The sequence below is a fragment of the Achromobacter sp. RT286_PF genome (assembly GCF_059760425.1).
In genome coordinates this window covers 1-21,526 of record NZ_JCBAMR010000051.1, presented here as the reverse complement: position 1 = coordinate 21,526, position 21,526 = coordinate 1, and the positions used below count along the sequence as shown (strand labels likewise).

Below are 21,526 nucleotides of genomic sequence, written 5' to 3'. Positions count from 1 at the left end.
TCGGTCTTTTTTTTCATTCCTGCAATCACAGCGGGCGATTTGCTCGGCGCGGTCGGGGGGTATATTGCAACGTTCACCAAGAGGCCTTTCGTTCCATGCAAACATTACCTTTTGAACCCGACACAGCCCCCCTCGAAGTCCTGCCCCGCGACCTGTCTGCATACCGCGAAGGCAACACGGGCATCCCGTACGTGCATCGCTTTGAATCCGGCGTCGCGGGTCCTCACGTGCTGATCAACGCCATCACGCATGGCAACGAAATCTGTGGCATGGTCGCCGCCACGCATCTGCTGGACACCGGTGTGCGCCCCAAGATCGGCACGTTGACCGTCAGCTTTGCCCATGTCGAAGCGTATGAAGCCTTCGACATCGAGAACCCGTACGAGAACCGGCAGCTGGTGCATAACCTGAATCGCATCTGGTCGGCGGCCATGTTGGACGGAACAGAAGACAGCCCCGAACTGCGCCGCGCCCGCCAACTGCGACCGGTGCTGGACGCCGCCGATTTTGTGCTGGACATCCACTCGACCCGCGCCCCCGTGCAGCCGTTCTGGGTCTACAACGAGATGGACCGCAATACCGCCCTGGCGGCCGCCGTTGGCGCGCCCGCGGTGCACCTGGTGATGCCGCAGCATAAATTTCCCGGCACGGGCGTCATGGGCTACGGCCATCATGGGGACCCGCTGTCCGACAGCCAGGGAGCTTTGGTTGTCGAATGCGGCCAGCATTTCGCACGCTCGGCCGCCGAATTGGCCACCGACGTGACGATGCGCTTTTTGGCCCACACCGGCCTCATCGATGCGCCCCTGAACGCCCCACCGCCGCCCGTTCCGCAACGCTTCCGTTTGCTGGAAGTGCACATGGTCAAGTCCGAAGACTTCCATTTCACTCGCCATGTCATCGGCTTTGAAACCTTCGACAAGGGCGAACTCATCGCGATGAACGGCGACGAGGAAATCCGATCCCCTTGCGACCGCTGCACGATCTTCATGCCCACGCGCATGCCGATCGTCGGCAGGGAAGCGGTCTACCTTACCGAAGCCATCTAAGCCACCTGGCGCACGATGCGCCAGGTGGCAACGCGGCCTACCTGTCAGGGATCAGGCGCTTGCCCATGCTGATCACTTCATCCAGCTCAAAGCCCAAGCTTCTGTAGAAGCCCTGCACGGCGACGTTGCCGGTTCGGATAAGCAGATTGATCTTCGGGCAGCCCATCTGAAGCAGCTTGGCTTCGACAGCGCGCATCAGCTCGGTGGCATAGCCCCGCCGCTGGTGCGCGGGCGCTACCGCCAGATAATTGATCCAGGCGCGGTGCCCGTCATAGCCACCCATCAGCGTGGCGACGATCACGCCGCGGATCTCACCAACCAGAAACAACTCCGGCTGCACGGTCAGCTTGCGGGCAATATCCTTGGCGGGGTCGTTCCAGGGACGCGTCAGGCCGCAGTCGCGCCATAGCTGGATCAGCGCCGCTTCGTCAGCAGGTTGGTACGGCCGGATGGCCAGGGTTTCGCAGGTCATGCTTCGTTCCTTCAATCAGGGAAACGAAGGCCCGGCGATACGCCTCGGAAGCTACAGGGCGGCGAAGGACTTACCGCAAAAACAAAAAGGCCACGAGAGGTATCGTGGCCTTCAGGGCAAGCGCCGAAGGGTCGGCGCCTGTACGTGACTAGCCACTCAACGTAAACGTCGAGCGGCTCGTCGGTTGTCTGCCAAGCATGCGGCAGGAAAATCATGGGGATTCATGCGGGCAAGCTTACACGAGCGCCTGCCCTGGGATCAATACAGGCTTACTGTGAATACCGGCTTACTGTGCGCCGGGCGCCGGCAACGTGCCTTCCATGACCACCACGGCATGGCCCGCCACCCCGGCCCACACGCCGTCGGTGCGCGGCTCGGCATGGGCCAGCAGCAGGCTTGGCCGCCCCATGTCGACGCCCTGCCCCACGCGCAACGTCAGTTTGCCCTGGTCCCGCAACGCCGCGCGCAGCGCCGTGACAGCGGCCGTCGCGCTACCGGTGGCGGGGTCTTCCGTCATGCGGCCGGTGAACATGCGCGCCTGGATATCGGTGGGAGCATCGATCGTGTCGCTTGCGGTATCCGTGGTGTAGACGTAAATGGACTTTGCGCCATCCAGCGGCAGCAACGCGGCGTAGCCCTGCGAATCCGGCGATGCGCGGCGCAAGGCATCACGGCTGGCCAGCTGCGCCACCAGAAAAATCAAACCCACCGACACGACTTGCGGCGCATGCTCGGACGTGTCCACGTCCTCGGGGTTCAATTTCAACGCACGCGCCAGATCCGCAGCCGACACTTCGCTGGCGCGTGACAGCGGTTGCGGCGCCAGAAGCTCGACGCTTTCCACACCCTTGGTGCCCGCGCGCAACGTAATGCGCACCAAGCCTGCTTCTTCCTCGAAGACAAACGCGTCCGGCATCGGGCGCCCCGCCGCGACCATCTCGCGCGCCAGCACCACGGCGGTGCCTACGTTGGGGTGCCCCGCGAACGGCACCTCGCGATCAGGCGTGAATATCCGAACCCAGGCCGTATTACCGGCGTCCTTGGGTGGCAGCACGAAGCTGGTTTCCGAATAATTGAACTCTCGCGCAATGCGCTGCATCTGCGCGCCATCCAGCCCCTGCGCGTCCAACACGACAGCCAATGGGTTGCCACAATAGGTTTGGCCGGTGAACACATCGGCAGTGACATAGCGGTAGCGCATGCGGTCTTCTCTTTGGCGGTGGTAAGGCGACGAGTATGCGCGCGGTCAGCCACGTTGCAACAGGCACAGAAGACGGAGATTTTCGCCATAACAGCAGGGGCGGAGTCGAGTACCCTGTGGTGCTGGATCGCAATCGCGCGCAGCGGCACTCACGCCAAGCCGCCATTGCGTTCGCGCACTACCGCGCCGGGCCGCAATCGCGCACCCGAACGCGTTTACTTTTGCAAGGAATGCATCATGGAAAACCCCTTTGGCGACGCCGAAGAACCCGCAGTCGGCCACCGGCAATACCTGGTCCTGATCGCGGCATCAAAAGACAACGCGTCACTCGCGCAAAAGCAGCTGGAAAACCTGAAGAAGTTTGTCGACGATCGCGCAGCGCCGCTATGGATCGACGCCAAAGGCATCGGCGTGCTGCTGACCACCGATATGGTCGCCTCGGAAATCTGGCGCGTCATGTTGCCAAAGGACGCCCCGGACCTTGGCGACACCCGCAACATGCTTGTCCTGGAAATTGGCAAAGACTGGGCCGCCCGCCGCGACGACAAGATCGAACACTGGCTGGCCTCACACGTCGGCTCCCCGCTACCGCCCATGCCGCGTGGCGCGGGTAAGAAGCGTTAAGCCGATTAAACGTCCGCGCGCCGGTGCATCGTCAATCTCTCAAGCCGGAGCGTGCACGGCACGCGCCAGGCGGACGATCAGGTAGCGCTCGCGATAAACGCGGCCAGGCGCGCGTTCAGTTCCGCAGGCCGATCCAGGCTGGGCAAATGCGCCGTGCAGGGCAATTCTGTGCCAATGCCATAAGGGAGCAACGCGGCAACTTGTCTGCTACGCGCCTGGATATGTGGAAAGTCGCAAGCGCCCCACAACACAAGCGTCGGCACTTCGATTTCGCCCAGGCGCTGGTACGCAGCCACGTTATCGATGCTTGAGCCGCGATACGGCGCGCTTAATATGGCGCCGTTCATTTCCAGAAACAGCGTGCGCGCGGCGCCCGACACCCGCCCTTCCTGCTCGAACGGGCCATCCAGGAACAGGCGCGCCTTCAAGGCATTGATACGTTCCTGATCACCCGCCGCGCCGGCCCGCTTCAGTTCTTCCATCAGTTCGTGCACCGCTGGCGAATGCACCGGGTCGGCCGCGCCGGCAACGGTCGGCGAAATCAACACCAAGCCGCGCACTCGCGACGGGTGCAACAGCGCCGCGTCCAGTGCAACGCGGGCGCCTTGCGAACAACCCACCAGAATTGCCGGCTTGCCTTCTGCCAACGTATCCAGCACTGCCACCAGATCGGCAACCGCTGAATAATCTTCCACTTCGGCACGCGTCCGCCCGTGGCCGCGACGATCATAGGCAATAGCGGTATTTGTTTTCGCGACTTGACCCATCTGCGCCTCCCACATACGGCTGTCGCAGATGGCGGCGTGCAGGAATACCACCGGGTCGCCACGTCCCGCCGTCTCGGCAAAAAGCGACGCCCGGCCACTCGTTATGTGATGTTGGCTTCGCATCAATCAAACCACCACGGCAGCGCCGCCGATGTTCTCCTCGCTGCCGCGTGAGGATTCGCGATAGGCGACCGCGGCCATCACCGCCGCTATGACCATCATGGCCGTGCAGATCAACATGCCGAGCAGGCCATAAGCGATGCCGGACAAGGTAACGCGGCGCGCAACGTCGACGACCAAGGTCTTCGTGACGCCCGCCGACACGACAAGGCCAAACAACACAATGGCCAACGGCCAGCGCCGAAAGACCATGGTTTGGCGCACCTCCTTGAATCCGTATTCGCCTGATGACGCGGCGCGCGGCAGGCTCGGCACATATACCGCGCCGGCGTATATCGTTGGCACCCAGATCAGACCAAGCACGCTGAACAACGCGCCAAAGAACTTTGCGTCGCCACCGCTATTCAGCGCGAAGTAGAGCCACAGCGGAATGTCGGCGGAAGCTCGCAACACCGCGCCTGCCACGACCACGAAAAGAACCAACAGCGCCAAGTGCTTTGCCTCGGCATTGGCCGCCCGCTTCGGCTGTTCGACCACGGCGTCCCTGCCGGCGACGACATCCGTCCATGCGAAGGTCATTCGTGCCAATGCCAGCAAATTGATCAACGCCAGCAGCAGAAACAAAAACTGCATCGCACCGACAGATTTGAACGCCAGCAAGGCAAAAGGAAGCGATAGAAAAAACACGCACAAGGACCATGGCGCCGACGCCACCATGTGGCGGCCGCTTTTGCCAATGGCGTTGAAGGTCAACGCGATAAGACGCCTACCAGCGAGTTTTCGAGCCACGGGAACCCTTTACGAACGGAGTCTGGACGCTAGTTATACCAGCACGTTGATGAACAGAATATGTGGGCGCTGCTGGACGCATTTTGTTCCGCCGGCATGCTGTTCGGCCAAGGGGTCGTTCGGCTAAGCTGCCACAAGCTGCTGATATCAAAACCGGGAAGACCCTATGCCTTTCGCCCGCACCTACTACATGAACGAAATCAGCGAAGCGCAGTTTGCACAGCTGCTTTCGAGCGCGCTTTTCGACAAGCAGAACTTCTATATGGAAAACGTCCACGACATGGAAGCCACCCTGCTACGCGCAGGCGAATTGGTGGCGCAAGCCGGGCTGAAAAGCCGTGTCGTGAATAGGCCGTCGAACCCTTTTACAAGCTTGCATCACAGCGCAATCGCGTCCATACCCGTCATTGGACTGATATGGACTGCCGCGATGGCGGTGATGGCAGTGATGTCGGTTGCACGCCCCAGCGCCGACGTGACGTTCGTGCGCACGGCAGATCATTCGCTAAGCGTCGTTTTCAGCAGAAAAATGCGCGTGGGGAAGACGGCGGAGAGACTGGGCGGCGGATAGTGAACGGGCGAAAAGCGCCGGGCAGATGTCGGCGCGATAAGTGCAGATATCGGTGCAACCAACCGAAAGCGGAAATGAGAAAGGCCGTTAGTGATTTCTCCTAACGGCCTTGGAACTTCTGGTCGGGACGGCGGGATTCGAACTCGCGACCCTTGCACCCCATGCATGACGAAGAAACTTAATTCGTTACGCCATCGTCGTCCTGAAGGTACTGCACGCTGGAATTGCATCCTCCGGCACATACTTCCTAAACACTCTCATCGATAACTCCTAGGGTACGACCGATACTGTTACCCAGCTTCCACGCCACATTTTCTGGAGCGGCCAGTACCACTGGCGGTTAATGCGGTTGTCGCCCTGAGTGTTGGCGCCGGTGGAAACGCACCCCTCCGGCACCACTTGGCCGCCAGCGTCTACTCGAACTTGAGCGCCAAGGCGAACGTCGCATCACCCTATCTCCCCGCGGCAATTCTGGTATCGGCGTTCTGACCTGACATTTCTTTATTAGGGACTCATGTCCTTTAGTACCCGTCCCATAGTGAAACCCCGGGTTAACCCCTAGCATCGGAGTCGTTATTTTCCTATGTGACGGGTACTTCAATGAACAAAATTTATCGCGTCGTCCGCAATGCGACGACAGGCGCCTGGGTCGTCGCGTCCGAGCTCGCCACAGGCCGCGGCGGCGGCAAAACGTCCGCTGTGGTTGGCGCCGGGGTGCTGGCTATCGCCGTCTCCTTTGGCCTGCAGTCTACGGCAGTAGCCGCTGACATCAACAGTGACATCACCGTCTCCGGCGCGGGCGGAGGCACTCAGCCCAGCCCCTGGGATCCGCAGACCATTCGATTAGGCTATCAGGCTGAGAGTTCTGCCAGCTTGACGATCACTGAAGGCGGCATAGTCAACACGCCGAGGTATGGTTACATTGGCTTTGGCGCGAACAGTTCAGCTTCCGTCGTCGTGGACGGGGACGGCTCGACATGGAATACCGGCGACCTTGTGGTGGGTATAGGCACCGGCGGCACAGGTAGCCTGTCCATCACCGACCAAGGAACAGTCAACGCTGGCTTCATGTCGATCGGTTCGGGTAGGGGTTCGACGGGCATAGTAAATGTCACCGGCCCCGGGTCTACCTTGAACAGCAGCGACTTGTGGGTAGGCCAACCAGACGGTAACGGCACGCTGAACATTCAAGATGGCGCCATGGTGAGCACCTCGACTGCAAAAGTTGGCCTTGGCGCGGGCTCCGTTGGGGCCGTAACGGTTGCCGGCGCAGGCTCGACCTGGGCAACAACTGGCGAGTTACAAATTGGCAGCAACGCGACTAGCGCGGGTTCGCTCGCGATCAGCGACGGCGCCACGGTGACTAGCGGAACAACCTATATAGGCAATAACGAAGGGTCGATAGGTGCAGTAAAGGTCACAGGCGCTGGATCCAATTGGGTCACTAGCGGCGTCAATTTTGACGTGGGCGCCAATGGTTCTGGAACCTTGATAATAGAGAATGGCGGCTCCGTAACTAGCAATGCCACAGCCGGTGTGGGTATGGGCCGCGGCGTGGGCAATAACCGTACAGCGGAAGGCTCGGTCTTGGTAACCGGCGCCCACTCAAGCTGGCAGATCCAAAATGGATTGTGGGTCGGCATAAATGGGACCGGAAAAATTACCATCGCGGATCAAGGCTCTGTCGTTAGCGGGAACAGCCATATTGGAAACAATCCTAGTTCAAATGGCGCGGTCCTCATTCAAGACGCCGGCTCAACCTGGACAAATCAGAACCTACTGGTGGGCTTCTACGGTAATGCTTCGATGGATATCGCAGCCGGCGGTAAAGTGACGACACAGGATTATGCGACGGTAGCTGATCAGTCCGCTTCCACTAGCGCCGTCACCGTACGCGGCGAAGGCTCTCAGTGGCAAGTTGGCACTGCGCTAAAAGTCGGAAACGGAGGCAACGGCAGCTTGCAGATCTCCGAGGGCGGGAGCGTCACCAGCGGCACAGGCTCTATAGGCAACGTCAGTGGTTCTACCGGCACGGTTATGGTGAGTGGCCCAGGTTCGAACTGGACATCTATCGGAACGCTCGATGTCGGCAAAGCAGCCAATGGCTCACTCAATATTACCGATCAGGCTGCGGTCGTAAGCGGCGCGTCTAGCGTCGGTACGAATGGCAACGCCGTCGGGAACGTAACCGTAGCCAGCGCCGGGTCCTCTTGGACTAACAGCAGCGTGCTTGTTGGCCAGGCCGGTTCCGGTACGATGACCATCGTCGACGGTGGGCAAGTTATCACGCATGACTACGCGAACGTTGGAGACATGGCGGGTGCCAACGGCAACGTCAACGTCGTCGGCGATGGTTCCACGTGGCAGGTCGGCAGTTCGATCAACGTCGGGCACGAGGGCGCCGGCACATTGAACATTACCGACGGTGGAATGGTCAGTAGCGACTTCAGCCGCATCGGCAGCGAAGCGGGTTCCGAGGGCACCGCGTTGGTCAGTGGGCAGGGCTCGGTGTGGGACAGCGCCGGCCTTGTGAGCGTCGGCGAATACGGCAAAGCCACTCTGACGGTGGCTGAACAAGGCAGCATCAAGGCCAGCAGTGTCTTTCTTGCCGCCAGCCCAGATTCCATTGGCACGCTCAACGTCGGCAACGGCGGTCTGGCGGGCAACGTGGACGCCACCTACATCATCGGTGGGGACGGCGCGGCTACTGTCAATTTTGACCATACCGATTCCGTCGAGCTGGCCGCCACGATGACCGGCGACCTCACCGTCAACAAATTCAACAAGGGAACCGCGCGCCTGCTTGGCGAGAACGATTACACCGGCACGACGTCGGTAGAGGCCGGCACGTTGCAGGCAGGGGTGGCTGGTGCGCTCAGTGGCAATTCCAACTTCAAGGTGGCTTCTGCGGCCACACTGGATCTAGGTGGTTTCGACCAGAACATTGCCAGCCTGGACAACGCGGGTGCGATTGCCTTCACAAGCAATTCCAACCCTGCCGGGCGCAGTGGGCCGGTGGCCGGTACGACTTTAACCGTGGCTGGTGACTACGTCGGCAACGGCGGTACCTTGTTGATGAACACCGTGCTTGGCGGCGACAATTCGGTCACTGACAAGCTCGTGGTCGGTGGCAGCACCAGCGGAGAGACCTTTGTGCAGGTGAAGAACGCCGGCGGTGCCGGTGCGATCACCGACAACGGTATCGAGCTGATCAACGTGGCGGGCGCATCCAACGGCACCTTCGCGCTCCAAGGCCGTGCCGTTGCAGGCCTCTACGACTATCAGTTGTACCAAGGCGGCAAAGCGACGCCGGACGATGGCAACTGGTACTTGCGCTCTGAAGCTCCCCCGGTTCCGCCCGAGAACCCGACCCCGCCCGAGGGTCCGGCGACGCCTGAAAACCCGGGTACGCCTGAGACCCCAGGAACGCCGGAAAATCCGGCTACGCCTGAAGTTCCTGGTGTGCCCGAGAACCCGAACAAGCCCGGTAAACCGACGCTACGCTCGGAACCGGGCGCCTACCTGGGCAACCAGAATGCCGCGCTCCGCATGTTCGAGCACACCATGCATGACCGTGTCGGCGAACCTGGCTTGACCGCTCGCAAAGACAGCAGCGAAGGCTACGCAACCTGGATGCGCGTGCGGACTGGCAAATTGGATTCCGGCAAGATCGGCGGCCAGATCGATGTTGATACCAACACGACCGTCATGCAACTAGGCGTGGAAAAGCAATTCGACGTCGGCACGGGCCGCCTGCATGCCGGCGTGATGGGCGGCTACGGCCACGCCACCACCGATGCTAAATCCAACATCACCGACCACAAAGCGCGTGGCACGGTGAATGGCAAGAACGTCGGCATCTACGGCACGTGGTTCGAGAACCCCAAGGGACCCGAAGGCGCCTATGTGGACACCTGGCTGCAATATGGTGACTTCGACAACACGGTCAAGGGCGACCACTTGGATAGCGAGAAGTACAAGTCGAGCACTTGGTCGGGTTCGTTGGAAGCCGGCTACTCGTTCAAGGTGCACCAAGGCGAAAGTTACGGTGTCTATCTGGAGCCGCAAGCGCAGGTCATCCACACCAACTACCGCAGCGACGACGTGCGCGAAGACAACGGGACGCTCGTGCAAAGCGGCAAGGCGGGTGGCACGACTACGCGCCTGGGTGCCCGCGTGTATGCCCGTTCGTTGGATAACAGCACAAACCGAATCCAACCGTTTGCGGAAGTGAATTGGTGGTCGGGTGGCAACAAATCGTCGATTGCGATGGACGGCGAACGCTTGGGCCATGACCTGCCGAAGAACCTCTTGGAAACCAAGGTCGGCGCGCAGTTCGAAATCGGTCGCGGATGGAGCGGTTACAGCAGCGTGGGCTACCAACAAGGCAGCAACAGCTTCAGCGACGTCAGCGGACAAGTCGGCGTCAAATTCAGCTTCTAAGTCGCAGCCTTACGTCTTAGAAGGCAAGTGGGCCGCGTGGAAACAGGCGGCCCATTTTGTTTTGAGGGCAACCGCTGTAGATGCCTAGCTCATTGCGGTACGTCCATGACCGCCACGAGTCCACACCGGCGCGTAGCAAAGTCCAAGCTCGTCAAGGCTCCTTCCCTCTCTGGCCCGGCCAAATCACGGTAAGCCTGCAACACATCGTGCAGCGTTGACTTCGGCACGTTGAAGCCCCACTTCAACCGGGCGGGAAAGGCACCGGCATCTCTAGGGATGTCCCGCACCGTCTTCACGCGCGATGCGAGGCCGCACCTGCTCGAGTTCTCGATAGGCAATCAAGGTATCGGCTTTAACCGCATCGAGTTGGACCAATTCGCCGAACACTACAAGCAGGTACACGCGGTCGAAAAAGACATCCAGCCCTTGTTGCCGCGAGGCCAGGCGAATTCAGAATTTCAGGAAGGAATCACCGGGACATGGCGCAGAAAATCACAGGCCTATACCAAGAAAACGGGATCTGGCACATCGACAAGTAAATCAAGGGGGTCGGCAGAATTCGAGGCAGCACGGGTACAAGTTCTCGGAAGACCTCCTGATGAGCGAGCTGCCGCTGTATCTCAAGCGGATGGCGCTGTACACGACCAATACAGGCTGCCGCGAGCAAGAGGTGTGCAAACTGCGCTGGGAATGGGAGATTCACGTACCTGAGCTCCGCACTTCGGTCTTCTTGTTGCCAGCAGACTTTGGTGGCCGGTTTGACGACTCAGGGGTGAAAAATCGCGAAGAGCGGCTCGTGGTGCTCAACGACGCCGCCAGTGAGGTCATCCGGCTTCAACGCGGTTTAGATAAGGAATGGGTGTTCCCATTCGGAGGAGGTCCGATGTCGCGAATGAACGCGACCGCGTGGCGTAGCGCGCGCAAGCGTGCTGCGTCGGCTTGGGAGAAGAAATACGGCAAGCCGGCGCATCCGGACTTCGCACGGCTTCGCGTGCACGATCTAAAACACACGTTTGGGCGTCGGCTTAGGGCTGCGACGTTTCGCATGAGGATCGTCAGGTGCTGTTGGGCCATACAAATGGCAGCGTCACGTCGCACTACTCTGCCGCGGAGCTGGGCAAGCTGATCGAATTGGCCAATCGCATTACACGCACCAATGATCACACGCCTACGTTGACGGTATTGCGCCGACAACAATAGAGCAAAGTCCCCAGAAAGTTCCCGCAATGAGAAAGGGGGTTAGTGATTACTATCACTAACCCCCTAGGGTATTGCTGGTCGGGACGGCGGGATTCGAACTCGCGACCCCTTGCACCCCATGCAAGTGCGCTACCAGGCTGCGCTACGCCCCGAAAGAAAAAGAGTATAGCAGAACAAAAATAAGTTTGCACGCATTGGTGCAAAAAAAGTGCTGAATACTCAAAAAAAATTTGCGCTTCATGTTCGTCGTCTGCACTAGCTATCTATCAGACGGCGCATGAAGCGCAATGCACTGCTTGTTGCCGCGCGCGAAGCGGATCAGCGACGCGCGTTGCGGATAACGCTTTCTATCAAATGCGGGTTGGCGCGGATGAGGCCGACCGACTTATGCCACCGTGCTGACGGTGCCGCTGCTTGCGCTGGCGGCCACGTTGGTCACGTTAGCGGGCAGGCCCAAGGCGTCTGCCAACATCGTCGAGACGCTGGCAAGCTCGTTGCGCAGGCCCTGCATTTCGGCGCCCGACAAGCGAACGGCGGCGTCTTGATCGTGCGGCATATCGCGCGCATCGCCCAGGCGATTGCGCGCACCGCTGATCGTGAAGCCTTGTTCATACAGCAAGGAACGGATGCGGCGAATCAGCAGCACTTCGTGATGCTGATAGTAGCGGCGATTGCCGCGCCGCTTGACCGGCTTGAGCTGGGTGAATTCCTGTTCCCAGTACCGCAAGACGTGAGGCTTGACGCCACACAGCTCGCTGACTTCACCAATGGTGAAGTAACGCTTGGCGGGAATGGGCGGCAGGGTAACGGTGGATTCAGTACGTGTCATAAGCGAATTTTATGCCGCGAGTAAGCTGGGTGCCGATAACAATTACCGACAAAGCGTATCACTCCGCGGCGTCGGGTGCAGCAGGGGTCGCCTGCTCTACCACGCTCTTGAGTTTCTGACTCGCGTGGAACGTGACCACGCGGCGTGCGGCGATGGGAATGGTCTCGCCGGTTTTGGGATTGCGGCCAGGTCGTGGCGGCTTGTCGCGCACCTGGAAATTGCCGAAACCCGAAAGCTTCACGGAATCACCGCGAGCCAAGGCGTCACGGATTTCTTCGAAGAAGGTATCGACGATGTCCTTGGCCTCGCGCTTGTTCAAGCCGACCCGCTCGAAGAGCAGTTCGGCAAGCTCAGCCTTGGTCAGGGTGCGTGGCTCGGCAGCAAGCATACTGTTCCCCATGGTTCATGTACGCTGGCGCGCGCCGTGGGCGCCGACCAATGCATCCTTGATGCGGGACAGGCAATCCGCCACACGGGCTTCGTCCAGGGTGACCTCAGTGTCCTGTAGCCAGAAACGGAAAGCAAGGCTTTTCTCCGTGACGGGCTCGCTGCCATGGGCCTTCTCGCGCCACACGTCAAACACGCGCGCGTCCTGCACAACTGCCAGTTGCGCATCCGCCTTGACCGCGGCAAACACCGTGTCCAGCATCGATTGCGTGGACACCGAAGCGTCCACCCACAGCGCCAGGTCGCGCACGACCACGGGCTGGCGCGAGAGCTCGCGCACTTGAGGCAACTCGCCTTCGGACAAGGCTTGCACGTCAAGTTCGAACACGACGGGCGCGTGCGCCAAGTCTGCCTGCTGCGCCCAACGCGGGTGCAGTTCGCCGACCCAGCCCACTTGCTTGCCATCGAGCTCGATGCGGGCGCTGCGGCCCGGATGCAGCGCGGGATGCGACGCAGCTTCGAATCGCAGACGACGACCGCGGGCGCCAAACAACGCCTCGACGTCCATTTTCACGTCAAAGAAATCGACTTGGCGCGTGGCCACGCCCCACTGCTCTTCAACGGCCGGGCCCCAGGCAGCGCCCGACAAGCGCATCGGTTGGCGCACACCCGCAACTTCCAGCGGACCGTCTTGCGCACTGGCGTCGCGCATGAAGACGCGACCCAGTTCGAACACGCGAACGCGCGACTGCTTGCGGTTGGCGTTGTGGCGGATGTTGGCGACCAAGCCACCAATCAGGCTGGAACGCATGACCGACAAATGGCTGGCAATAGGATTCACCAGGCGAACCGGCGTGTCGTTGCCGGCGTAGTCGCGTTCCCAATCGGCTTCAACGAAGCTGTAGTTCACGACTTCCTGGTAATCCTGGGCGGCCGTCAGGCGACGCAGCGCATGCGCGCCACGATGCACTTCGGGCTGCGAGAACATCTTGGCGCGCGCCATCGGCGGCACATCGGGAATGCTCTCGAAGCCGTAGATGCGAGCCACTTCCTCGATCAGGTCTTCTTCGATTTCAAGGTCGAAGCGGTACGACGGCGGGCTGACGATGAAGTCATCGCCTTCGACCGTGAATTCCAGACCCAGGCTGGCGAAAATCTTGGCGACCTGCTCTTGCGTGACGGGCACGCCAAGCACGCGATGGCAGCGCGCCAGGCGCATGCGGACCGGCGCGCGCGTAGGCAGGTTGACGATCTGGTCATCCACCGGGCCGACCTGGCCGCCGCAGATGTCGACGATCAAGCGCGTAATGAATTCGATGTGTTCGGGAATGCTGGCGTAGTCCACGCCGCGCTCGAAGCGATGGCTGGCTTCCGAGCTGAACTTGTAGCGGCGCGCGCGACCCGCAATGGCCTGCGGCCACCAGAACGCGGCTTCCAGATAGACGTTCTGCGTGTCCAGCGTTACGGACGTGGCTTCACCACCCATGATGCCGGCCAGGCTTTCCACCTGATCGCCGGCCACCACCACGCCGACCTTCGGATCCAGCGTGATGGTCTGGCCGTTCAGCAGTTCCAGCGTCTCGCCTTCGCGCGCCCAGCGCACGGAGATATCGCCGCCGATCTTGTCCAGATCGAACACGTGCGACGGGCGGCCCAACTCAAGCATGACGTAGTTCGAGATGTCGACCAATGCCGACAACGAACGCTGGCCGGCGCGCTCAAGGCGCGTCTTCATCCAGTCTGGCGTTGCGGCGCGAGCATTCACGCCACGAATGACTCGGCCGGCAAAACGGCCGCACAGGTCGGGAGCTTCGATCTTGACGGGCAGACGATCTTCAAGCTGCACGGGCACGGCAACGGCCGTGGGAACCGACAACGGTGCGCCCGTCAACGCGGCCACTTCGCGCGCCACGCCAAGTATCGACAGGCAGTCGGCGCGGTTGGGCGTGAGCTTGAGCGTGAAGAGCGTGTCGTCCAGGTCCAGCGCTTCGCGGATAGACTGACCGGGCACCATGTCGGCGGGCAGTTCCAACAAGCCTGCGTGGTCTTGCGACAAGCCCAGTTCGCGGGCCGAGCACAACATGCCCGACGATTGGACGCCGCGCATTTTTGCTACGCCGATCTTCATGCCGCCAGGCAGTTCAGCGCCCACGCGTGCCAATGGCACCTTCAGGCCGGCAGCCGCGTTCGGTGCGCCGCACACGATTTGCAGGCGTTCGCCGGAGCCATCGTCCACTTGGCACACGCGCAGCTTGTCGGCGTCGGGATGCGGAGCGATATCGACGATGTGACCCACGACAACGCCGGTAAAGGCCGGTGCGGCAGGCGCCGTCTCTTCGACTTCCAGGCCGGCCATGGTGAGGCGGTGCGCGAGTTCGTCGGTTGCGATGGGAGGGTTGACCAGCGTACGCAGCCAGGATTCGGGAAATTGCATGATCAGCCGTCTGTTATTCGTTGAACTGGCGCAAGAAGCGCAAATCGCCTTCGTAGAACTGGCGCAGGTCGTTGACGCCGTAGCGCAACATCGTCAGGCGCTCAAGGCCGGAACCAAAGGCAAAGCCGATGTAGCGCTCGGGATCAAGGCCGAAGTTGCGCACCACTTCGGGGTGCACCTGGCCCGAGCCGGAAATTTCCAGCCAGCGACCACAGTTGGGACCCGAGGTGAACATCATGTCGATTTCGGCGGACGGCTCCGTGAACGGGAAGAACGACGGGCGGAAGCGCACGACAAGATCATCGCTTTCAAAGAAGCAACGCAGGAAATCGGTGTACACGCCCTTCAGGTCGGCAAACGAGATGTCCTCGGCGATCCAGAGCCCTTCCACTTGGTGGAACATGGGCGAGTGCGTGGCGTCGCTGTCGACGCGATAGGTGCGCCCGGGTGCAATCACCTTGATGGGCGGTTTGTGCATGCGGGCATAACGCACCTGCATGGGGCTGGTGTGCGTGCGCAGCAGCAGCGGCAGGCCGTCGGCGTCGTTCATGTCGACGTAGAACGTGTCCTGCATGGAACGCGCCGGATGGTCCAGCGGGTTGTTCAATGCGGTGAAATTGGTCCAGTCGTTTTCCACTTCGGGGCCGTCGGCCACGTCGAAGCCAATGGAACGGAAGATAGCTTCCACACGTTCCCAGGTCCGGATCACCGGATGGATGCCCCCCGGCGCGCGACCGCGGCCCGGCAGGGTGACGTCAATGGTTTCAGAAGCCAGTCGGGCGTCCAGTTCCGCCTGCGCCAATGCAGCGCGGCGCGAATTCAGGAGCTCTTCGACTTGTTGCTTGGCCTGATTGATACGGGCGCCCATCTCGCGCTTCTGCTCGGGATCGAGCTTGCCCAGACCCTTGAGCAGCACCGTCAGTGCGCCTTCCTTACCCAGGAATCGAGCCTTTGCGTTCTCGAGCGCGGCGGCATCCGTAGCCGCGGCGAACCGTTCTTGCGCCTGGGAGACCAGGTCGTCAACCAATAGAGTCATGAAATCCAGCCTTCAAAACGCAAACGGGGCTATTACAGCCCCGTTTGCAGCGATGCGCGATGAGTTAAAGCGCGCGATCAGGCAGCCAAGGCAGCCTTGGCTTGCTGCACGATGGCGGCAAAGCCGGCCTTGTCGCGCACGGCCAGATCGGCCAGGACCTTACGATCCAGTTCAATCGAAGCCTTCTTCAGACCAGCGATGAACACGCTGTAGCTGACGCCATGTTCGCGGACAGCAGCGTTGATACGCGTGATCCACAGAGCACGGAACGTGCGCTTCTTGTTACGACGGTCGCGGTAGGCGTATTGGCCAGCGCGCATGACTGCTTGCTTGGCAATACGGAACACATTACCGCGGCGGCCACGGTAACCCTTGGCGGCGGCAATGACTTTTTTGTGACGTGCGCGGGCAGTTACGCCGCGTTTGACGCGAGGCATATTAAGTCTCCCTTATCAAGCGAAAGGCATCATGGCCTTGACGGAGGCCACGTTGGATTCATGAACGGCCGTCGAGCCGCGCAATTGACGCTTGGCCTTCGTGGTCTTCTTGGTCAGAATGTGGCGCTTGAACGCCTGACCGCGCTTGATGGAGCCGCTGCCGCGAACCTTAAAGCGCTTGGAGGCGCTTTTCTTGGTTTTCATCTTGGGCATGATGATTCCCTAAACTTAAACTCGTTGTTGATTTGACATGACGCGAGGTGCTTGGGCGCTGGTGGCTGGCAGCCCGAAGGCTGGTACCGACACAACGGCAAAACTTGTAAACCTGTTGCCACTTCTTGGGGGGTACTGCTGGGTATTGCTGAGGTACTGCCGAGACATTGCTGTACTACTACCGGCAAACGCCTATTGATTTTCAGCGCGGCCAGCTTGGCTTATCTCTTTGCTGCTACTTCTTTCCTGGAACGTCTGCCGCTAAAAAGCACGCCAGATCCGGGAAAGCCTTTGATTATATGGTGATTTCCTGGGTGTTGTCGAGCCGGAATGCGGAAAAACCCCAGGTGGACGCACAGCCGGCTTCCAAGGAACCCTACAAACCCGGCCGGCGGTACTGAACCGCCTGGGCAACATGACTGGCAGCCAGCGCGTCGGCCCCTTCAAGATCGGCGATCGTACGGGCAACGCGCAGCGCCCGGTGCAGCGCCCGCCCGGAACCCGACAAACGCCGCATGGCCTGAAAGAGTAGCGCCTGCGCATCCGCCTGCATCACACAGTGCTGATCCAGCTCGGCGCCGCTCAACGCAGCGTTCAGCTTGCCCTGACGGTCGTGCTGCCGCTGTCGGCAGCGCGTGACCCGTTCAAGCACGTGCCGCGAGGCTTCGCCAGGCGGGCCCGCCATTGATTCGGGGTCAGAGGGTGGCAGTGCCACGTGCAGGTCGATCCGATCCAGTAGTGGCCCCGATATCTTGCCCACATAGCGCGCAATCTGGTCCGGTTTGCATACACAGGCCCGCACCGGGTGCCCGCGCCATCCGCACGGGCAGGGATTCATTGCCGCGATCAATTGAAAACGCGCCGGAAATTGCGCCGCGTGTAACGCCCGGGCGATAACCACCCTGCCCGCCTCCAAGGGCTCGCGCAAGGCTTCCAGCGTGCGCCGGCTGTACTCGGGCAGTTCGTCCAGAAACAGCACGCCATTGTGCGCCAGGCTGATCTCGCCTGGGCGGGGCCGGCTGCCCCCGCCCACCAAGGCGGCGACCGAGGCGGAATGGTGGGGTGCGCGAAACGGCGGCTGGCCCATCAACGTTTGCGGCAAGCCCGCCAAGGCGGAGACGGCGGCCGCTTCCAACGCCTGGGATCGATCCAGCGGCGGCAGCAAGCCCGGCAAACGCGACGCCAGCATGCTTTTACCGGCGCCCGGCGGACCCACCATCAGCAGGCTATGGCCGCCCGCCGCCGCCACTTCCAGCGCCCGCCTTGCACCCGCCTGCCCCCGGACATCCGACAGGCACGGCCCGGGTGGCGCCTGTGGCCATGCCTTGGGGACGGCGTCGGCAAGGTGATGCGAGCCGGCTGCGTGCGCAGCGACATCGGCCAGGCTGCGCGCGGACAAAACGCGCAGGTCCGGCACCCATGCGGCCTCTTCAGCGCTGCCCGCCGGCAGTATCAGCGTGGCGCCGGGTGCATCCCGCGCCACGCTCAAGGCAATAACCAACGGTGCGGCAACGGGCACCAGTGCGCCGGTCAGGGATAGCTCGCCGGCGAACACCAGATCAACCAAAGAGGGATCAGGCCCCCTGGGCTGCCCCTCCCCTTGGCCCGCAACGGGCGCGGATAGCTGACCGGAAGCCAGCAGCAGGCCTAACGCGATAGGCAGATCAAAGCGACCTGATTCCTTGGGGATGTCGGCCGGCGACAAATTGACAGTGATGCGGCCGGGCGGGAAATCAAACCCGCTGTTCAATATCGCGGCACGCACGCGTTCACGGCTTTCGCGCACTTCGGTGTCCGCAAGCCCCACGACGTTGAAGCTGGGCAGGCCGGGGCCCAAATGGGTCTCGACCCGAACAGCGTGCGCGTGCATGCCGCTGAGCGCGCGGCTGGCAAGTACGGCAAGCGTCAAGACAGTCTCCGTGAATACAAGACCGTCAGTATCCGCAATTCCGTCCGGCGCGATGGGCCGAGCGGGACAATGATGTCCCTTGTTCCTTGTTCCCCGTTCCTGTTCCCCGTTCCTGCTCCCCGCTCCCGTTCCCCCTCCTCTGCCCCCCCTGCCCCCGATCGCCAGGCCCCGATCACTTCTCCGAAATCGCTTGCGCGTGCCCCCCTTCCCGTTCCCCAAAAGCAAAACGACCGCACGGTGCGGTCGTTTTGCTTTGCTTTGTGACGGGGACTGCCGAGCGGCTCACGGTGAGCGGCTCACGGTGAGCGGCTAGCTGCTAACGGTTAGCTCCTGACGGCACATCACTTGTCCAGCGCGGACAAGCGCGATTCCATCTGTTGTACCTGTGCGGCAAGCTGGTCCACGCGGGCGCGCGTACGCGCCAGCAAATCGGCTTGTACGTCGAATTCTTCGCGCGTGACCAGGTCCAGCTTCGAGAACGCCTGCGTCATCATGGCGCGCACATTGCGCTCCACATCCGCAGCCGGGCTGCGGGCAATCAGGTCAGAAATATTTTTCTGGATGTCTTCCATCCACTGGGTGCGATTATTCATAGCGGCCTCTCTGGTTCTTGATGCCTCAAGTGTAGTGCCTTGCCGAGCTGGCGCAGCCACGCCCCGCCAGCGCGCGCCAAAAAAAAGGGCGGGCCGCATGCGGTGACCGCCCATCAAAGCACAGGAGAAAACCGGGCTGCCATGGCGGCAACCCCCTACCAACATCGTTACAGGCAACCCATCTGGCTTGCCGATCGCGCATATAAATCCGACGACTGCTTGCATTGCGCCGCTAGCGGCGTCGTGCCAGCAACGGCAGCCCACTGCGATTTGGCCGCCTGACGTTGCTTGCTGCTTACTGCTTGGCGCTTGCCTCAGCCGGAGTTGTCTTGATTCTTCTTCACCCGTCCCCCGGCAACAAGCCGACGCCTGTAATCCCTGGTATCAAGGGAATCCTCCATTTGGCCGATTGAATAGCCGCCCGAATACCGAACACGGCGGCCTTGAAACCCGGGTCACCGTTGCGCCGCAACGCTTCGCGGCCGGTTCACACCGACCGGGCAAAGCGGACACCGAAGAAAACGGCAATACAAACCGCAACGGCCACGGCATCAACTGGCTACAAATGCCGCTTTGGAAACATATTTCGTTGCATGCACCCAATGGCGCGCATCACGCACCATATTGAGGCCGCTCCGTGGTGCATAACGCCCCAGATTGGTGCGAACAAGCACAACATGCGCGCGTGCAGCCCGCATTCCACGCGCCGGGAAACATGGCATGGATATTGCTTGATAGTCGGAGCCAACGTGCAACCATGAGAGGAAATGCCATGAAACTCATCATCGCCATCATCAAGCCCTTCAAGCTCGACGAAGTGCGGGTGGCTCTATCCGGGATCGGCGTCCAGGGCCTGACTGTTACTGAAGTAAAGGGTTTTGGCCGTCAAAAGGGCCATACCGAGCTGTATCGCGGCGCGGAATACGCCGTGGACTTTCTGCCCAAGCTGCGTGTCGAAGCCGCCGTGCCCGATCACCTTGTGGACCAGGTCATCGAGGCGATCGAGCAAGCCGCTCGTACCGGCAAGATCGGTGACGGCAAGATCTTTGCCGCCCCGCTGGAACAGGTGATCCGTATCCGCACAGGTGAAGCTGGCGAAGCTGCGCTGTAAATAAATAAAGAAAGACTCATTGGAGCCTGAAAATGGATAAAGCAGATATCTCCTGGTTGCTCGTCTCTACCCTGCTCGTATTGATGATGGCCGTACCCGGTCTGGCGATGTTCTATGGCGGCCTGGTACGCAGCAAGAACGTGCTGTCTGTGTTGCTGCAAGTGTTGTGCACGTTCGTGTTGGGCCTGGTTCTCTGGTTCATCTACGGTTATTCGCTTGCCTTCACCGAAGGCAATGCATTCTTCGGCGGCCTGTCGCGCGCCTTCTTCTCTGGCATGTTCACACCGGCTGACGGCAAGTACGCCATGTCGAACACCCTGACCGAGCTGCTGTTTGCCTCGTTCCAGGCCACGTTCGCCGGCATCACTTGCGCGCTGATCGTGGGCAGCTTTGCCGAGCGCGCCCGCTTTTCGGCCGTGCTGGTGTTCACGGTGATCTGGTTCACGTTTGCCTACGTGCCGATCGCCCACATGGTGTGGTTCGCGTCCGAAACGGCGCCCGGCCTGCTGAACGCCAAGGGCGCACTGGACTTTGCCGGCGGCACCGTGGTGCACATCAACGCCGGTGTGGCCGGCCTGGTGGGTGCTTATGTGGTGGGCAAGCGCGTGGGCTACGGCCGCGAAGCGATGCAACCGCACAACCTGCCGATGACCTTCGTGGGCGCCGCCCTGCTGTGGGTGGGCTGGTTCGGCTTCAACGCGGGTTCGGCGCTGGCCGCCAACGAGAACGCCACGCTGGCCTTCTTCAACACGATGATCGCAACTGCCGGTGCCGTTCTGGCCTGGTTGTTCACGGAATGGGCCGTCAAGGGCAAGCCGTCGATGCTGGGCGCTGCGTCCGGCGCGATCGCAGGTCTGGTGGGCATCACGCCGGCAGCCGGCTTGGTCGGCCCGGTGGGCGCACTGATCATCGGCGTGATCGCCGGCATCGTCTGCGTCTGGGGTGTGAATGGCCTGAAGCGTTTGCTGCGTGCCGATGACGCGCTGGATGTGTTCGGCGTGCACGGTGTGGGCGGTATCGTCGGCGCCTTGCTGACCGGCGTGTTCAATGCGCAGGTCCTCGGTGGCCCCGGTCTGGCCGAACCCGGCATGATCGCCCACCAACTGTGGGTGCAGCTGGAAGGCGTGCTGCTGACCATCGTCTGGTCCGGTGTGGTGGCGTGGATTGCCTACAAGATCGCCAACGCCCTGTGCGGCCTGCGTGTGCCGGAAGATCAGGAACGCGAAGGTCTGGACGTCACCAGCCACGGCGAATCGGCTTATCACAGCTAAAGCGGTTTGCAAGCCTGCGGCTTGACTGCCGCAGGGCTTGCCAGAAACGGCGTCGGGGGCTGCCCCCCGA

Annotated in this window: 19 protein-coding genes and 1 tRNA gene; 7 read left to right on the top strand and 13 right to left on the bottom strand. The window is 61.3% G+C overall.

All coding sequences use genetic code 11. The features are described from left to right. The first annotated feature begins 95 nt into the window (after positions 1–95). On the top strand, positions 96–1,049 hold the full coding sequence (locus AC6LJY_RS25495) for a M14 family metallopeptidase (protein WP_498137053.1): 954 nt from the start codon (positions 96–98) through the stop codon (positions 1,047–1,049). 37 nt (positions 1,050–1,086) lie between these two features. Here AC6LJY_RS25495 and AC6LJY_RS25490 read toward each other — a convergent pair whose 3' ends face one another. Further along, positions 1,087–1,521, bottom strand: a complete 435-nt coding sequence (locus tag AC6LJY_RS25490) for a GNAT family acetyltransferase (protein WP_498137052.1) — start codon at positions 1,519–1,521, stop codon at positions 1,087–1,089. 286 nt (positions 1,522–1,807) lie between these two features. Next, the gene (locus tag AC6LJY_RS25485; RefSeq protein ID WP_498137051.1) at positions 1,808–2,722 is read right to left on the bottom strand and encodes a PhzF family phenazine biosynthesis protein; all 915 of its coding nucleotides are present in this window, start codon (positions 2,720–2,722) and stop codon (positions 1,808–1,810) included. A 54-nt stretch (positions 2,723–2,776) separates the two neighbouring features. On the opposite strand from AC6LJY_RS25485, the gene AC6LJY_RS25480 reads away from it, so the two are divergent. Further along, entirely contained in the window at positions 2,777–3,346 is a 570-nt protein-coding gene (locus tag AC6LJY_RS25480) for a hypothetical protein (protein ID WP_485132071.1), read from the top strand. Positions 3,347–3,423: 77 nt separating this feature from the next. Here AC6LJY_RS25480 and AC6LJY_RS25475 read toward each other — a convergent pair whose 3' ends face one another. Both AC6LJY_RS25475 and AC6LJY_RS25470 read right to left on the bottom strand, forming a co-directional pair. After that, a complete protein-coding gene (locus tag AC6LJY_RS25475) occupies positions 3,424–4,236 on the bottom strand; it encodes an alpha/beta fold hydrolase (RefSeq protein ID WP_498137050.1) in 813 nt (270 codons plus the stop codon). A 3-nt stretch (positions 4,237–4,239) separates the two neighbouring features. After that, positions 4,240–4,986: a hypothetical protein gene (locus AC6LJY_RS25470; protein ID WP_498137049.1), complete on the bottom strand. Its 747-nt coding sequence runs from the start codon at positions 4,984–4,986 to the stop codon at positions 4,240–4,242. A 202-nt stretch (positions 4,987–5,188) separates the two neighbouring features. On the opposite strand from AC6LJY_RS25470, the gene AC6LJY_RS25465 reads away from it, so the two are divergent. The 3 genes from AC6LJY_RS25465 (at position 5,189) to AC6LJY_RS25455 (ending at position 11,162) form a co-directional block, all read left to right on the top strand. Next, the gene (locus AC6LJY_RS25465; RefSeq protein ID WP_498137048.1) at positions 5,189–5,593 is read left to right on the top strand and encodes a hypothetical protein; all 405 of its coding nucleotides are present in this window, start codon (positions 5,189–5,191) and stop codon (positions 5,591–5,593) included. 600 nt (positions 5,594–6,193) lie between these two features. Beyond that, a complete protein-coding gene (locus tag AC6LJY_RS25460; protein ID WP_498137047.1) occupies positions 6,194–10,036 on the top strand; it encodes an autotransporter outer membrane beta-barrel domain-containing protein in 3,843 nt (1,280 codons plus the stop codon). Positions 10,037–10,634: 598 nt separating this feature from the next. Continuing rightward, positions 10,635–11,162, top strand: coding sequence for a tyrosine-type recombinase/integrase (locus tag AC6LJY_RS25455; protein WP_498137046.1), 528 nt, complete (start codon positions 10,635–10,637; stop codon positions 11,160–11,162). Positions 11,163–11,311: 149 nt separating this feature from the next. Here AC6LJY_RS25455 and AC6LJY_RS25450 read toward each other — a convergent pair. The 9 genes from AC6LJY_RS25450 to AC6LJY_RS25410 form a co-directional block, all read right to left on the bottom strand. Then, positions 11,312–11,388, bottom strand: a tRNA-Pro gene (locus AC6LJY_RS25450). A 233-nt stretch (positions 11,389–11,621) separates the two neighbouring features. Beyond that, a complete protein-coding gene (locus tag AC6LJY_RS25445; protein WP_046807426.1) occupies positions 11,622–12,065 on the bottom strand; it encodes a MerR family transcriptional regulator in 444 nt (147 codons plus the stop codon). A 58-nt stretch (positions 12,066–12,123) separates the two neighbouring features. Continuing rightward, on the bottom strand, positions 12,124–12,465 hold the full coding sequence (locus tag AC6LJY_RS25440) for an integration host factor subunit alpha (RefSeq protein WP_006218744.1): 342 nt from the start codon (positions 12,463–12,465) through the stop codon (positions 12,124–12,126). Positions 12,466–12,468: 3 nt separating this feature from the next. Further along, positions 12,469–14,886, bottom strand: coding sequence for a phenylalanine--tRNA ligase subunit beta (gene pheT, locus AC6LJY_RS25435; RefSeq protein ID WP_485858464.1), 2,418 nt, complete (start codon positions 14,884–14,886; stop codon positions 12,469–12,471). Positions 14,887–14,899: 13 nt separating this feature from the next. Continuing rightward, positions 14,900–15,922 (bottom strand): phenylalanine--tRNA ligase subunit alpha, encoded by a 1,023-nt coding sequence (pheS, locus tag AC6LJY_RS25430; protein ID WP_498137045.1) that lies wholly within the window; start codon positions 15,920–15,922, stop codon positions 14,900–14,902. Positions 15,923–15,999: 77 nt separating this feature from the next. After that, positions 16,000–16,359 carry a 50S ribosomal protein L20 gene (gene rplT / locus AC6LJY_RS25425; RefSeq protein WP_006218741.1) on the bottom strand — a complete coding sequence of 120 codons (360 nt, stop codon included), beginning with the start codon at positions 16,357–16,359 and terminating at the stop codon, positions 16,000–16,002. A 15-nt stretch (positions 16,360–16,374) separates the two neighbouring features. After that, entirely contained in the window at positions 16,375–16,572 is a 198-nt protein-coding gene (rpmI, locus tag AC6LJY_RS25420; protein WP_006218740.1) for a 50S ribosomal protein L35, read from the bottom strand. A gap of 376 nt (positions 16,573–16,948) precedes the next feature. Further along, complete coding sequence (locus AC6LJY_RS25415) at positions 16,949–18,481, bottom strand: YifB family Mg chelatase-like AAA ATPase (RefSeq protein WP_498137044.1); 1,533 nt, start codon at positions 18,479–18,481, stop codon at positions 16,949–16,951. A gap of 341 nt (positions 18,482–18,822) precedes the next feature. After that, complete coding sequence (locus tag AC6LJY_RS25410; protein WP_006218738.1) at positions 18,823–19,074, bottom strand: accessory factor UbiK family protein; 252 nt, start codon at positions 19,072–19,074, stop codon at positions 18,823–18,825. Positions 19,075–19,846: 772 nt separating this feature from the next. Here AC6LJY_RS25410 and AC6LJY_RS25405 point away from each other — a divergent pair. Further along, positions 19,847–20,185, top strand: a complete 339-nt coding sequence (locus AC6LJY_RS25405; protein ID WP_006218735.1) for a P-II family nitrogen regulator — start codon at positions 19,847–19,849, stop codon at positions 20,183–20,185. Positions 20,186–20,217: 32 nt separating this feature from the next. Continuing rightward, a complete protein-coding gene (amt, locus tag AC6LJY_RS25400; RefSeq protein WP_046807729.1) occupies positions 20,218–21,456 on the top strand; it encodes an ammonium transporter in 1,239 nt (412 codons plus the stop codon). Positions 21,457–21,526 lie beyond the last annotated feature (70 nt).